This is a genomic window from Polaribacter sp. 2405UD43-2 (assembly GCF_058147125.1).
The window spans coordinates 144,043-157,006 of record NZ_JBYVJX010000003.1; the positions used below are offsets into that span (position 1 = coordinate 144,043).

Annotated in this window: 15 protein-coding genes; 8 read left to right on the forward strand and 7 right to left on the reverse strand. The window is 29.1% G+C overall.

Translation table 11 applies throughout. The features are described 5' to 3' along the window. Positions 1 to 101: 101 nt before the first annotated feature. From truA to ACY2RX_RS05865, 3 genes are all read left to right on the forward strand, one after another. Entirely contained in the window at positions 102 to 827 is a 726-nt protein-coding gene (gene truA / locus ACY2RX_RS05855) for a tRNA pseudouridine(38-40) synthase TruA (protein WP_490103037.1), read from the forward strand. Positions 828 to 830: 3 nt separating this feature from the next. Beyond that, complete coding sequence (locus tag ACY2RX_RS05860) at positions 831 to 2,597, forward strand: ABC transporter ATP-binding protein (protein ID WP_490103038.1); 1,767 nt, start codon at positions 831 to 833, stop codon at positions 2,595 to 2,597. A gap of 78 nt (positions 2,598 to 2,675) precedes the next feature. After that, on the forward strand, positions 2,676 to 3,110 hold the full coding sequence (locus ACY2RX_RS05865; RefSeq protein WP_490103039.1) for a hypothetical protein: 435 nt from the start codon (positions 2,676 to 2,678) through the stop codon (positions 3,108 to 3,110). 53 nt (positions 3,111 to 3,163) lie between these two features. On the opposite strand, the gene cdaA is transcribed toward ACY2RX_RS05865, so the two are convergent. The 4 genes from cdaA to ACY2RX_RS05885 all read right to left on the reverse strand — a co-directional run bounded on the left by cdaA (position 3,164) and on the right by ACY2RX_RS05885 (position 6,226). Then, positions 3,164 to 3,937, reverse strand: coding sequence for a diadenylate cyclase CdaA (gene cdaA / locus ACY2RX_RS05870; RefSeq protein WP_490103040.1), 774 nt, complete (start codon positions 3,935 to 3,937; stop codon positions 3,164 to 3,166). A 51-nt stretch (positions 3,938 to 3,988) separates the two neighbouring features. Then, positions 3,989 to 4,594 (reverse strand): ExbD/TolR family protein, encoded by a 606-nt coding sequence (locus ACY2RX_RS05875; RefSeq protein ID WP_490103041.1) that lies wholly within the window; start codon positions 4,592 to 4,594, stop codon positions 3,989 to 3,991. A gap of 226 nt (positions 4,595 to 4,820) precedes the next feature. Next, positions 4,821 to 5,645, reverse strand: coding sequence for a dihydropteroate synthase (gene folP / locus ACY2RX_RS05880; protein WP_490103042.1), 825 nt, complete (start codon positions 5,643 to 5,645; stop codon positions 4,821 to 4,823). Then, positions 5,645 to 6,226 (reverse strand): LOG family protein, encoded by a 582-nt coding sequence (locus ACY2RX_RS05885; protein WP_490103043.1) that lies wholly within the window; start codon positions 6,224 to 6,226, stop codon positions 5,645 to 5,647. The genes folP and ACY2RX_RS05885 overlap by 1 nt, the downstream gene beginning before the upstream one ends. 115 nt (positions 6,227 to 6,341) lie before the next feature. Between ACY2RX_RS05885 and ACY2RX_RS05890 the strand changes: the two genes are divergently transcribed. From ACY2RX_RS05890 to ACY2RX_RS05905, 4 genes are all read left to right on the forward strand, one after another. Next, a complete protein-coding gene (locus tag ACY2RX_RS05890; protein ID WP_490103044.1) occupies positions 6,342 to 6,875 on the forward strand; it encodes a DUF1599 domain-containing protein in 534 nt (177 codons plus the stop codon). Positions 6,876 to 7,012: 137 nt separating this feature from the next. Beyond that, positions 7,013 to 7,975: a BT_3928 family protein gene (locus ACY2RX_RS05895; RefSeq protein WP_490103045.1), complete on the forward strand. Its 963-nt coding sequence runs from the start codon at positions 7,013 to 7,015 to the stop codon at positions 7,973 to 7,975. After that, complete coding sequence (crcB, locus tag ACY2RX_RS05900) at positions 7,975 to 8,346, forward strand: fluoride efflux transporter CrcB (RefSeq protein WP_490103046.1); 372 nt, start codon at positions 7,975 to 7,977, stop codon at positions 8,344 to 8,346. Before ACY2RX_RS05895 ends, crcB begins: the two co-directional genes overlap by 1 nt. A gap of 67 nt (positions 8,347 to 8,413) precedes the next feature. Then, a complete protein-coding gene (locus tag ACY2RX_RS05905; RefSeq protein WP_490103047.1) occupies positions 8,414 to 9,115 on the forward strand; it encodes a crotonase/enoyl-CoA hydratase family protein in 702 nt (233 codons plus the stop codon). A gap of 119 nt (positions 9,116 to 9,234) precedes the next feature. On the opposite strand, the gene ACY2RX_RS05910 is transcribed toward ACY2RX_RS05905, so the two are convergent. The 3 genes from ACY2RX_RS05910 to ACY2RX_RS05920 are packed head-to-tail and all read right to left on the reverse strand — an operon-like array spanning position 9,235 to position 11,454. Continuing rightward, positions 9,235 to 9,849: a DUF1684 domain-containing protein gene (locus ACY2RX_RS05910; RefSeq protein WP_490103048.1), complete on the reverse strand. Its 615-nt coding sequence runs from the start codon at positions 9,847 to 9,849 to the stop codon at positions 9,235 to 9,237. A 12-nt stretch (positions 9,850 to 9,861) separates the two neighbouring features. After that, positions 9,862 to 10,386, reverse strand: coding sequence for a DUF4252 domain-containing protein (locus ACY2RX_RS05915; protein ID WP_490103049.1), 525 nt, complete (start codon positions 10,384 to 10,386; stop codon positions 9,862 to 9,864). An 18-nt stretch (positions 10,387 to 10,404) separates the two neighbouring features. Next, positions 10,405 to 11,454, reverse strand: a complete 1,050-nt coding sequence (locus ACY2RX_RS05920) for an SMP-30/gluconolactonase/LRE family protein (protein WP_490103050.1) — start codon at positions 11,452 to 11,454, stop codon at positions 10,405 to 10,407. A gap of 302 nt (positions 11,455 to 11,756) precedes the next feature. On the opposite strand from ACY2RX_RS05920, the gene ACY2RX_RS05925 reads away from it, so the two are divergent. Further along, positions 11,757 to 12,962, forward strand: coding sequence for an MDR family MFS transporter (locus ACY2RX_RS05925; protein WP_490103051.1), 1,206 nt, complete (start codon positions 11,757 to 11,759; stop codon positions 12,960 to 12,962). Positions 12,963 to 12,964 lie beyond the last annotated feature (2 nt).

Below are 12,964 nucleotides of genomic sequence, written 5' to 3' on the forward strand. Positions count from 1 at the left end.
CTTATTTTAAAAAAGTATAAATACTTAAAGTTACTTAATGGTCAAAAGTAAGGATAACAAAATAAATTCCGTAATTTTGAAGTCTTCAAAAACAATATTTCTTGAGATATTTTATAGAACTTTCTTATAACGGAAAAAATTATCACGGTTGGCAAATTCAACCAGATGTAATTTCTGTGCAAGAAAAATTGAATCATGCAGTGAGTACCATCACTCAAAAAAACATCGAAGTTGTGGGTGCAGGAAGAACAGATACTGGCGTTCACGCCTCACAAATGTTTGCGCATTTTGATGTTGGTAAAGAATTAAAAGGAGACATTCCGCATAAATTAAATTCACTGTTGCCAAAAGATATTGTAGTGTATAATGTTTTTAAAGTTGATGATGAAAAACACGCTCGCTTTAATGCAACTAGTAGAAGTTACGAATACAAAATTTGGTTAGGCAGAAATCCTTTTTTATTAGATTTTTCTTGGCAAATTCATTCGCAAAAATTAGACATTAGTTTAATGAATGACGCAGCAAAATTATTGCTAGATTACACAAATTTTCAAACTTTTTCTAAAGTAAAAACAGATGTTTATACCTATAATTGCGATGTTACAGAAGCTTTTTGGAAATTAGAAGGAAAAGAACTTACTTTCTATATTTCTGCAAATCGTTTTTTAAGAAATATGGTAAGAGCCATTGTGGGTACTTTAGTAGATGTTGGTTTAGGTAAAATAACCAAAGAAGATTTTAGAAAAATTATTGAAAGTAAAAACAGGAGTAATGCAGGATTGTCAGTTCCTGCAAAAGGACTATTTTTAACAAAAATAAAATATTAGATTTTGGCAGATAAAACAGGAAAAGCATTTGATTTACAAATTTTTTTAAGACTAATGTCTTTTGCAAAACGCTATAAATTAAACTTTTTTATTGCTTCTGCTGCTACAATTTTGTTGGCTTGCGTTTCTTTAATAAACCCTTATTTAATTAAAGAAACTGTAGATAAATACATTACAGAAAAAGATACACAAGGGCTTATAAATAATGTAATGTTAATGTTTGGTGTTATACTTTTAGAAGTATTATTACGCTTTACATTTATTTATTTTGCAAATTGGGTTGGGCAACATATTATTAGAGATATAAGAGCAAAAATTTTTAGGCATATTTTACAGTTTAAAATGTCTTATTTCGATACCAATTCTGTTGGTAAACTTGTAACAAGAGTGGTTTCTGATATCGAAACAATTGCGGCATTTTTTAGTAGTGGCGTTTTTACAATTGTAAGTGATGTGTTGCAAATGTTTGCAGTAGCTGCATTAATGTTTTATTTAAAATGGAAATTAGCTTTAATAGCTTTAGCAGTTTTGCCTATTTTAATTTATGCCACAAGAATTTTTCAAAAAGCCATAAAAGCAACATTTCAGGAAGTTAGAAATCAGGTAGCAAATTTAAACGGATTTGTGCAAGAAAGAGTTACAGGAATGAAAATTGTACAACTCTTTAACAGAGAAAAAATTGAATATAAAAACTTTAAAGAAATTAATAATAAGCACAAAGAAGCGTATGTAAAAACCATTTGGTATTTTTCAATTTTCTTTCCCATTGCAGAAATTTTATCTTCTATAGGAATTGGATTGATAGTTTGGTTTGGTAGCAAACAAATTATTGGAAACGAAGTTGCAGGACCAGGAACAGTAATGGCTTTTGTACAAATGGCACAAATGTTATTCAGACCTTTACGCCAAATTGCAGATAAATTTAATCAATTACAAATGGGAATTGTTTCTGGTGAACGCGTTTTTAAAGTGATGGATACGCAAAGCAGCATTGTTAAAAACGGAACTATTAAAGCAGAAAAATTAAAAGGAAACATCAACTTTAAAGAGGTTAGATTTAGTTATATAAAAGATGAAGAAGTTTTAAAAGGGATTTCTTTAGATGTAAAAAGCGGACAAACCATTGCAATTGTAGGTGCAACTGGTGCAGGAAAATCTACCATTATCAATTTAATCAATCGTTTTTATGAAATTGATAGTGGTACCATTTGTGTTGATGATGTATCTATCAATAAATACACTTTAGAGAGTTTAAGAAATCAAGTTACAGTGGTTTTGCAAGATGTATTTTTATTTTCAGATTCTATCTTAAATAACATCACTTTAAAGAATAAAAATATCACTTTAGCAGAAGTACAAAAAGCAGCAAAACAAATTGGTATTCACAATTTTATTATGACACTTCCAGGAGGATATCATTATAATGTAAAAGAACGTGGCGCAATGTTATCTTCTGGTCAAAGACAGTTAATTGCATTTTTACGAGCTTATGTTAGTAAACCCAGTATTTTAATTTTAGACGAAGCAACATCTTCTGTAGATGCGCATGCAGAACAAATGATTCAGTATGCAACAGAAACCATAACAAAAGGTAGAACTTCTATAGTTATTGCGCATAGATTGGCAACTATAAAACAGGCTGATAAAATTATTGTAATGGATAAAGGCTTAATTGTAGAGAAAGGAACTCATAATGAATTGCTTGAGAAAGAAAACGGTTATTACAAAAACTTATACGAAAAACAGTTCAGTTTAGAGAACGCTTCTTAAATACTTTTTAGTTTATACAATTTTTTTCAATTATATTTGTTATTCAATCAAAAACAAATCAAAAACAAATCAAAAAAGATGAAAAAAATCGTATTATCAATTTTCGTAATGGGAGCATTCGTTTTTACTTCTTGTAAATCTGAAAAAAAAGATGCAAAAGAAGTTAAAACAGAAGTAGAAAAAACTGTTGAAAAAACAGAGAAAAGTGTTAAAGATGCTGTAAAAGAAGTAGAAACAGAGGTTAAGAAAAGTTTAACTTCTGCTTTAGAAGGAATTACTATTCCTAGTTTTTCTAATGAGGCTGTAACCAAAAACTTATTAGAATATGCACAGTATGCTAAAAACTATGTAGATGCTAAAGGTAATGTTGCTAAGATTACTGCAATGGCAGCAAAAGGAGCTTCTTTATTAAAGCAAGGTAAAGAGTTGGCTTCTAAATTAGATGCAAATGAGTTAACAAAATATAAAAGTGTTTTGTCGCAAATTCAAGCTAAAATGGCACCCTCTAAATAATTAGATAAATTTTACAATAAAAAAGGTTCTCAATTTTGAGAACCTTTTTTTATTTACATCAAATCTTTTTTAAGTTTTTCATTAAGTTCGTCATAATTAGAAAACAAAACAAATCCACCATCTTTTATATAAGAAATCTCTCCTGTTTCTTCAGAAACTAATAAACAAACTGCATCTGTTTTTTCTGATACACCAATGGCAGCTTTGTGTCTTAAACCAAATCTTGAAGGGATTGCACTATCAGAAATTGGTAAAACCACTCTTGTGGCAACTATAAAATTATCTCTAATAATTAAAGCGCCATCATGTAAAGGACTATTCTTATAGAATATACTTTCTAAAATCACTTCATTTACTTGTGCATTTATTGAGTCGCCAGAATTAATTAAAAAATCTAATGCATTTGTACGTTCAATAACAATTAATGCGCCCGTTTTAGATTTCGACATTTTTTTACAAGCTTCTAAAATGGTTTCAGTGTCAATGTCAGAACCAATTTCTGTTTGTAAAAATTTAAGTTGACTTAAAAAACTTTTTTTATTGGTAAAGTTTGTGGTACCAATCATTAATAAAAATTTTCTTATTTCTTGTTGAAAAACAATGATGAGTGCAATAACTCCACCAGAAAGTAAATAGCCTAAAATGCCACTTAGCATTTCCATTTTTAAAGCTTGTGTAATTTTCCAGATTAAGAAAATAAATGCAATACCAATAACAATGTTTATGGCAACAGTACCTTTTAATAATTTATAAATGTAATAGAGTAGTGTTGCCACCAATAAAATATCTAAAACATCTAATAAAGAAAATTCTATAAAATCGAACATAAAGTTTCTTGATTTTAGGCTAAAGTACTAATAAATTTGCTGATTACAATATCAGTTTTTAATTTCTGCATCCGATAATAAAAGTGGATATTTTTCTCGAATCAATCTTATTTTTTGTTCAATTATTTCTTTGTTTTTAGAATCATTTTTAGCATCCTCTAACAAACTCACATAATTTTTACCATACATTTTTACGGATAGTTTATTGCGTAAATGCGTATAAGAAGCATTTAAAATATTTAATACAGAAATATACGTTTCGTAATTAGTTGCTCTATCTGTTTTTACTGATATAAATGCTTTTGATGGATGGTCTGAAGAAGTTTTTAATTTCTTGCCTGTACACCAATCGCACATATTTTTGTTACTGTCTAAGCCACCACCATTATCTATAAAATCGATTGCAATTTGTTTTAATTCTTTTAATTGAATTATACTACCTTCTACAAATAATTCGTTGTTTTTGTTCATATTAACTTCTAAAATGTTTTTATCTTTTATGAAAACCTCTGGAGGGTTTTCTTGTTTTTGAGAAAGCTTTCTCATAATTCCAGAATCTACATTTAATGTTGTGGTTACCAAAAAGAAGATTAATAATAAAAATGCGATGTCTGCCATTGAGCCAGCATTAATTTCTGGCAAATGTTTTCTACTCATAATAGTAAGTTTTAAAAATTAATAAATTGATTTTCTTTTCAAGAAATATTGAAAATCACTTTTAAAGTTTAACTAAGTTGAGTTTTGGTGTTAACATAATTTTAACAAAAAAGATGCCAGATTTTACTAGCCAAAAGTTGGCAAACAAGTTTAGCCCTGATTAAGCGGTTTGTTTGAGTTCTTTTGAGGAACGAAAAAAGCGAGTAGCGAAAGCAGGAAAAAGCTTCTAAAAAGAAATTTGATTTACAATTTTTACAGCTTCTACTGCTTCTTTTACATCATGAACTCGTAAAATATTTGCGCCATTTAAAAGAGCAATTGTATTGGCAGATGTGGTGGCGTTTAGAGCTTCTTGTGCAGAAATATCTAAGGTTTTGTACAGCATAGATTTTCTTGAAATTCCTGCTAAAATTGGTACATCCAAACTTTTAAAGAGTTCTAAATTTTTTAGAATTTCAAAATTATGGTCGATGGTTTTTCCAAATCCAAAACCTACATCAATAATAATATCATTCAATTTTAGTTGATGTAATTTAAAAATTTGTTCTGCAAAAAATGAAATAATTTCTTTAGTAACATCTTTATAAACAGGATTTTTTTGCATATTCTGTGGTGTGCCCAACATATGCATTAAAATATAAGGAACTTGCAGATTGGCAACAGTTTTAAACATATTGTCGTCCATTTTGCCGCCAGAAATATCGTTAACTATTGCTGCTCCATTTTGTATGGTTTCTTGGGCAACTTTACTTCTAAAAGTATCTACAGAAATGATAATTTCAGGAAAGTTTTTAATCAACAAATTAATAACAGGAACAATTCTTTTGAGTTCTTCATTTTCAGAAATATGTTTAGCTCCAGGTCTAGAAGAATAGGCACCAACATCAATAAAAGTTGCGCCTTCTGAAAGCATTTTTTCTGTTTGATGTAAAATATTAGATTCGTTTTTGTATTTACCTCCGTCAAAAAAAGAATCGGGTGTAATATTTAAAATACCCATAACTTTTGGTGATGATAGATTTACTAAAGTTCCTTTGCAATTTATGGTCATTAACTCACTACTTTATTAATTACGTGGCTAATTTCTGGCGCCTTGTAATTATTCATTTTTTGCATTAATTCATCTACAGAATTGCCAACTAATAGCAAATCTTTGTTGGTTTGTTTTAAATAACCTTCTGCAACCATTTTGTTTAATTGTAACAAAATTGCATCAAAAAAACCATTTACATTTAATAGCCCAACAGGTTTTTGTTCTATATGTAATTGGTTTAGCGTTAAGGCTTCAAAGAGTTCATCTAAAGTACCAAAACCACCAGGAAGTGTAATGTAGCCATCAATTAATTTACTCATAATTACTTTGCGTTCGCTTATGTTTTTGCAAACAATCATTTCTTCTACATCAGTATGAATCACTTCTTCTTTTTCTAATAATTTAGGAATTACACCAATAACTTCGCCATTTTGTTTTAGAATTGTATCAGAAAGAATACCCATCATTCCAATTTTTCCTCCACCATAAACCAATCCAATTTTATTTTTAATAAAATAGTTTCCTAATGCTATAGCAGCTTCTTTGTAAATAGGATTAAAGCCTAAACTTGAGCCACAAAAAACGACAATCTTCTTCATTTTTTTAGAGAAACCTCTCTAAGAGAGTTCATAATAATGGTTGATAAATTCATTGTAAAAATAAATGAAATGCTTTGAAGTTTTACTACATTTGAAGAAATACTTTTTTACAAAAATGCAAGATACCTCAAAACAATATGATGCAGCAATAGATGAATGTAGAAGTTTATTCATAAAAAAGATGAGCGATTATGGTTCAGCTTGGAGAATTTTACGTTTACCATCATTAACTGATCAAATATTTATTAAAGCACAAAGAATACGTCAATTACAAGAAAATGAGGTAAGAAAAGTAGATGAAGGAGAAAAATCTGAGTTTATTGGGATTATCAACTATTCTATTATGGCGTTAATTCAGTTAGAAAATGGAGTTGTAGAAAACCCTGATTTAAATACTGAGCAAGCAACAGTTTTGTATGATAAACACGCTAAAATCACCAAAGATTTAATGATGGATAAAAACCACGATTATGGTGAAGCTTGGAGAGATATGCGTGTTTCTAGTTTAACAGATTTAATTTTACAAAAATTATTGCGGGTTAAGCAAATTGAAGACAATAAAGGAAAAACGTTAGTTTCTGAAGGTATAGATGCTAATTATCAAGATATGATTAACTATGCTGTTTTTGCGATGATACATTTGAGTTAAAAAAGTTACAAAGTTTATTAAGTTGCAAAGTTACAGAGGAACTAAGTTTTAAAGTTTTGTTATTGCGAAGGATGAAGCAATCTCTTTGTAAAATTGTATCTGTAAGTTTTCAAAATAAATTCAATTAAAAATCGAATATGAAAATACTAGTCCAACTCTCAAGAATAATAGTAGGAGCCTTATTTATTTTTTCGGGCTTTGTAAAATTGGTAGACCCAATTGGTTCTCAATACAAGTTTCAAGAATATTTTTCTGAATCAGTTTTAAATATAGAATTTTTAATTCCGTTTGCTTTGCCATTTGCCATTGTGTTAATTGTTGCAGAAATTTTATTAGGTGTAATGATTTTAATTGGCTACAAACCAAAATTTACAGTTTGGAGTTTGCTAATTCTAACCCTCATTTTCTTATTTCTAACTTGGTATTCTGCCTATTATAACAAAGTAACAGACTGTGGTTGTTTTGGCGATGCTATAAAACTTTCGCCTTGGGAAACCTTTTATAAAAATGTAATTTTAATTGCATTCATCATCATTTTATTGATAAAAGTAGCATTGATAAAACCCATTTTTAAAGGTAAAATTCCGAAGTTAATCACTTTGGTTTCGTTAGCGGTTTTTATGTTTATTGTACAACACGTTTTAACACATTTACCAATTGTCGATTTCAGACCTTATGCAGTGGGTAAAAACTTAGAAAAAGGAATGGAATTTCCAGAAGATGGTGGTATTCCTCCTGTACACGATTTTATGTTAGAAAATGAGCAATCAGATTTAGCACCAGAATTATTGAAGCAAGAAAAAGTGATGCTCATCATTATTTATAATTTAGATAAGATTGATGAAAATGGGTATCCTTCTATAAAAGAAATTGCAACAAAAGCTAAAAATAAAGGGTATACAGTTTACGGAGTTTCAGCTTCTTTTTCAGACGATTTAATTGCTGCAAAAGAAAAACACAACTTACCTTTCAATTTTTTGTTTTGCGATGAAACCACTTTAAAAACAATGATTCGTGCAAATCCTGGAGTTATGATTTTAAATAAAGGAACAGTTACTCAAAAGAAAAATTGGGTAGATGTTGATGAAATTAAATTATAATGAAACAATTATTATTTGTTTTTATTGGAGGAGGTTTTGGTAGTGTTTTACGATATATTATTGGAAAATTACTAAATAATACCGAAGATGGAATTCCTTACGGAACGTTTGCTGCCAATATTTTAGGAAGCCTTTTAATAGGAGTTATTTTAGGATATGCTGCAAAAAATGAAGCACTTTCTCACAATCATACTTTATTGTTGGCAACAGGTTTTTGTGGAGGTTTTACTACCTTTTCTACCTTTGCTTATGAAAATCACATATTCTTAAAATCTGGAGATTTTACCTCTTTTGCTTTCTACACAATAGCAAGTTTTGTGATTGGTTTTTTAGCTGTTTTTACAGGAATGTACTTGGTTAAATTTATATAATATCAGTTCTATAAATTTATAAAAAATGAATAAATTGATATCGAAAACTAAATAAAAAGAACAACTTATGAATAAATTGGTTACTTATAAATCTGAAGAAAATTACGCAATAATTACTATTAATAACGGAAAAGCTAACGCAATTTCGCACGCAGTTATAGACCAATTATCTACAAGCTTAGACAAAGCAGAGCAAGAAAAAAAAGTTGTAATCTTAACAGGTCAGAGCGGAATTTTCTCTGCAGGTTTCGATTTAAAAGTGATGACAAAATCAGCTGAATCTGCTAAAGAATTGGTTACAAAAGGTTCTAAATTATCACTCAGAATGCTGTCTTTTTCGCAACCAATTATTATAGCTTGTTCTGGTCACGCCATTGCAAAAGGCGCATTTTTATTATTGTCTGCAGATTATAGAATTGGTACAGAAGGCGATTTTAAAATTGGTTTAAACGAAGTAATGATTGGTATGACAATGCACAATGCAGGAATTGCCATTGCCAAAGCACGTTTGTCTGAAGTTTATGTAAACAGAAGTGTAAATAATGCAGAAATTTATAATCCGAAACAAGCTATTGATGCTGGATTTTTAGATATAATTGTGCCCCAAAATCAGTTATTACCAACTGCTATTAAAGTTGTCCAAATGTTTTTTAAAGTGAATAAAAAAGCACATTCTGAAACCAAATTAAAAGTTAGAAAGCAACATTTATTAGATTTAGAAAATGCTATTGAGTTAGATTTAAAAAGTGATATTTCTATAAATTCTTAATTTCCTTTTTTAATTGGTAAAAGTTAGCAAACAGGTCTAACCCTGATTGAACGGTTTGTTTGAGCTCTTTTGAGGAACGAAAAAAGCGAGTAGTGAAAGCAGGAAATAGTTTCTAAAAATTAATGCTTTTTAAACACTTTAATACCAGCTTTTATAGCAACTTCTAAATGATTTTTTCTTGGCGTTAAAGGGCAAGAATATCTGTCATTATAAGCACAATAAGGATTGTAGGTGTTGTTAAAATTTAATATTATAGTGTTTTCTTTGGTAATGTCTGTGGTTAGCACATCCATATAACGCCCACCACCATAAGATTCGTTGCCAGAAGTTGCATCTGTAAAAGGTAAAAATAAATGGTTTTTGTATTTTTCATTGCGCAAATTATCTTGATTTTGGTAAATGGTTAATTGGCATTTTTTTCCTTTTAATAAAAAAGTTAAAACGCCATATTCTTTGTACAAAGGTTTTCTATCTGTGGTGGTTGCCATTTCAAAAGTTGGCGCATTTTCTGTTTTGGTAAAGTTGGCTTTTATAATAAAAGTTGAATCTACAGGGAAAAAATCTAAGCTTTTAAAGTTTTTTAAATCCTTCTTTTTTAAAGGTGATTTTGATGCATCTTTAAAACGAGCATTTTCTTTTTGTTGATAAGGAGTTTCTCCAAGAAGTGGTCTTTTGTCTTGAGAATTACAAGAAATCATTAGTAATAAAGCGAAGTATAAAAGTATTTTTTTCATTTTTAATTTGGATTAAAAACCTGACGTTTTTGGTGTGGTATTATAGTTTTGTATTAACTTATTTGATAAATTTTCAAACTGATTGGTTTCTGATAATTCTTTTAATTTATTAGAATCAAAATTTCCTTTTAAATAAATTACCGAACTTTTTGCCAATGTAGAATTAAAAATAATGGCTTGTGTAACCACAGTTCCTGCTTCTTTTACAGAGATTATTTTCGTTTTTTCTACACTATTTGTTCTTAAAATATCTGTAAAACTATTTGCAGTAATCAAATCTATTTCTTGAATTAAAGTTTGCTGTTTTTCTGTAGAAATATCTTTAAAAGTAATGAATTTAAAATCTTTAACATTGCCAAATAAACGGTTTATTTCTGGAGAAATATTGGTTAACAAAGCTCTCATAAAATTAGGAACCTGAAAAGCAGTAACGCCCATATCTTTTTTATGATTGTTAAAAAAACTTTGAAACGATTTTCTACTTCCGCAAGAAGTAAACATCAATAAGAATAATATTATTGTAGCTATTTTTTTCATAGTTGCTAAAGTATAAAATTAGTTTTTGGTTCTTTCTAAAATTAGAAAATTATTGTCCATCACATTTCCTGTTAAAATAAGACTGCCAAAAGTTGCAGCTACTGTAGATGCAGACATTGCTGTGCCATCTTCCATATAAATTTGCGCTATAGAATAATCACCTTTTTTGCGGTAATTAATCTTTATAATTTCTGATGGAGCTATTTCTTTTTTACCTTTTGCATAGGTTGCAAAATGCAATAAGTTAGGATGTGCACCAATCCATAAATTATTTTCAGCATCAAACTCAATATTGTCAACACCAGTTTTACAATCAATATCTTCTATAAAATCTAGTGAATTATCTTTGTTTTTTTGATACACTTTTACCAAAAATTTTCTTGGTGATGCTACAAAAAGTAAGTTACGGTTTTTATCAAAATTAATTCCGTTTGCATAGGCAATTCCGTCTGCAACTTCTGTATAATTTTTACCATCAAAATAAACAACATTAGAAATTGATAAGCCTAAATAATCTTCTGCCAAACGTTGTAAACCTTCTTTGTATTTATGATCGTTTGTAAAGTAAAGCCTGGTTTCGTCTAATAAAACAACATCATTTGGGCTAAATATAAGTTCGTTTTTTAATGTTTTTTGATGAATTAATTCTTTGTTTTTAAGTTGAAAAATCTCAATAAGTTCTCCTTCTCTTGTGTGATTTATAGCTGCAATTGTATAAACACTATCTTTCTTAAAAATAGAAATTCCGTGAGGTGCAAATGGTTTTTTTAAGTTTTTAGTTAAATGGATTGGTGTAAAATCTTTGTTTTTTAAATCGATAAAATACAAACCGCCAATTTCTTGTTTTTTGTTAGGGAATTTATTTCTTGCAGTAGATGAAATAATGGCAAAACTATCAACCCTACTTACTACAATATCTTCAGCACCAGGCAAGTTTATTTTTTTAATAATCTTACCATCAAACTTATTTTCTATGGTTTTAAAATATCCTGTAGAAATAAAAATATTGGCAATAAAAAGCAGTAAAAGGATGAATATTGAATATAAAATTCTTTTCTTAAATTTCATTTTTATAAAGATTTACACATCAAAAATACAATATTCAAAAATTTTATGTAGTTTTACCGCAGATTTAACAATTAATAGAATGAAAAAAGTCATTACATATACAACCAAGCAATCGTGTTTCTCACAAAAAAGTCGGTGTATTTATATGTTTTGATGATATCAATATAAAATCAAACAATTGTAAAAGTCCGGCTATTTAGCCGGACTTTTTTATTATTAGAAAACTTCAATTCTTATCAGAATTGATTAGTGGCACTTATACTGAACTAGTTTCAGTATCTAAATATCAACTACAACCAAAAATGAAGAAATTATATAGCAATTACATAAACACTTTTAGAGGGCTTTCTAAAGAAGTTTGGTGGTTATCATTAATCACTTTTATAAACAGATCTGGCACAATGGTTATTCCTTTTTTATCTTTATACCTTACAAAAAGCCTCAATTTTTCTTTGTCTGATGTTGGTTGGATTATGACTTTCTTTGGAGTAGGCTCTGTTGTTGGAACTTGGATTGGCGGAAAATTAACCGACAGAATAGGATATTACAAAGTAATGTTTGTGAGCTTAATTCTTACAGGAATTCTATTTGTTTTATTACAATATATTACAACTTTTCAAGGATTTTGTATAGGCATTTTTTTAGTAATGTTAGTGGCAGATGCTTTTAGACCAGCTATGTTTGTTGCGTTAAGTGCTTATAGTACACCAGAAAATAAAACACGTTCAGTAACTTTAATTCGCTTGGCAATTAATTTAGGTTTTTCTGCAGGACCCGCAATTGGCGGTTTAATAATTACAGGAATTGGTTATCAAGGTTTGTTTTGGGCAGATGGTGTAACTTGTGTTTTAGCCTCTTTTTTATTGTTGATAGTTTTGCATCCGAAGAAAGTAAAAGTGTTGGATGAAGTAAAAGCTGAAAACCCAATTTCTGCCTATAAAGACAAAGCTTTTTGGATCTTCTTTATAGCAATGTTCATCTTCGGTTTTGTATTCTTACAATACTTTTCTACAATGCCTTTGTATTATAAAGACAATCGTTTTTTGTCTGAATTCGAAATAGGTTTGTTAATGGGGTTTAACGGATTCTTTATTTTCTTGTTTGAAATGCCATTGATAAAGTGGTTAGAAGATTCTAAAAAATCTAAAATAAAACTAATTACTTTGGGCTTATTTTTAGTGGCATTAAGTTTTATAGTTTTAAACCTTTCGGGTTGGATTGGCATCTTAATTTTTGGAATGTTATTGATGACCATTGGAGAAATGATAGCTTTTCCGTTTTCGAACGCATTTGTTGTAGAGCGCGCAAAAAAAGGAAATCAGGGAGAATATATGGCTTTGTATGGCATTGCTTTTTCGTTGTCACATATTTTTAGCCATAATGTTGGTATGCAGTTAGTTGATGAATTTGGCTTTGAGTTTACTTGGAACGCAATTACAATTTTTGCACTTTTAGGAGTAATTATTTTAATGTATCTGTTACGAGTTTTAAATAGAGAAAAAATTTAATA

Bases quoted from the DNA above. Each gene is read 5' to 3' on its own strand.
- ACY2RX_RS05910 (WP_490103048.1), bottom strand. From the start codon at position 9,849: ATGAAAAAAATACTTTTATACTTCGCTTTATTACTAATGATTTCTTGT.
- ACY2RX_RS05875 (WP_490103041.1), bottom strand. From the start codon at position 4,594: ATGAGTAGAAAACATTTGCCAGAAATTAATGCTGGCTCAATGGCAGAC.
- ACY2RX_RS05885 (WP_490103043.1), bottom strand. From the start codon at position 6,226: ATGAAGAAGATTGTCGTTTTTTGTGGCTCAAGTTTAGGCTTTAATCCT.
- ACY2RX_RS05920 (WP_490103050.1), bottom strand. From the start codon at position 11,454: ATGAAATTTAAGAAAAGAATTTTATATTCAATATTCATCCTTTTACTG.
- ACY2RX_RS05895 (WP_490103045.1), top strand. From the start codon at position 7,013: ATGAAAATACTAGTCCAACTCTCAAGAATAATAGTAGGAGCCTTATTT.
- crcB (WP_490103046.1), top strand. From the start codon at position 7,975: ATGAAACAATTATTATTTGTTTTTATTGGAGGAGGTTTTGGTAGTGTT.
- ACY2RX_RS05905 (WP_490103047.1), top strand. From the start codon at position 8,414: ATGAATAAATTGGTTACTTATAAATCTGAAGAAAATTACGCAATAATT.
- ACY2RX_RS05925 (WP_490103051.1), top strand. From the start codon at position 11,757: ATGAAGAAATTATATAGCAATTACATAAACACTTTTAGAGGGCTTTCT.
- ACY2RX_RS05865 (WP_490103039.1), top strand. From the start codon at position 2,676: ATGAAAAAAATCGTATTATCAATTTTCGTAATGGGAGCATTCGTTTTT.
- ACY2RX_RS05890 (WP_490103044.1), top strand. From the start codon at position 6,342: ATGCAAGATACCTCAAAACAATATGATGCAGCAATAGATGAATGTAGA.
- folP (WP_490103042.1), bottom strand. From the start codon at position 5,645: ATGACCATAAATTGCAAAGGAACTTTAGTAAATCTATCATCACCAAAA.
- ACY2RX_RS05915 (WP_490103049.1), bottom strand. From the start codon at position 10,386: ATGAAAAAAATAGCTACAATAATATTATTCTTATTGATGTTTACTTCT.
- cdaA (WP_490103040.1), bottom strand. From the start codon at position 3,937: ATGTTCGATTTTATAGAATTTTCTTTATTAGATGTTTTAGATATTTTA.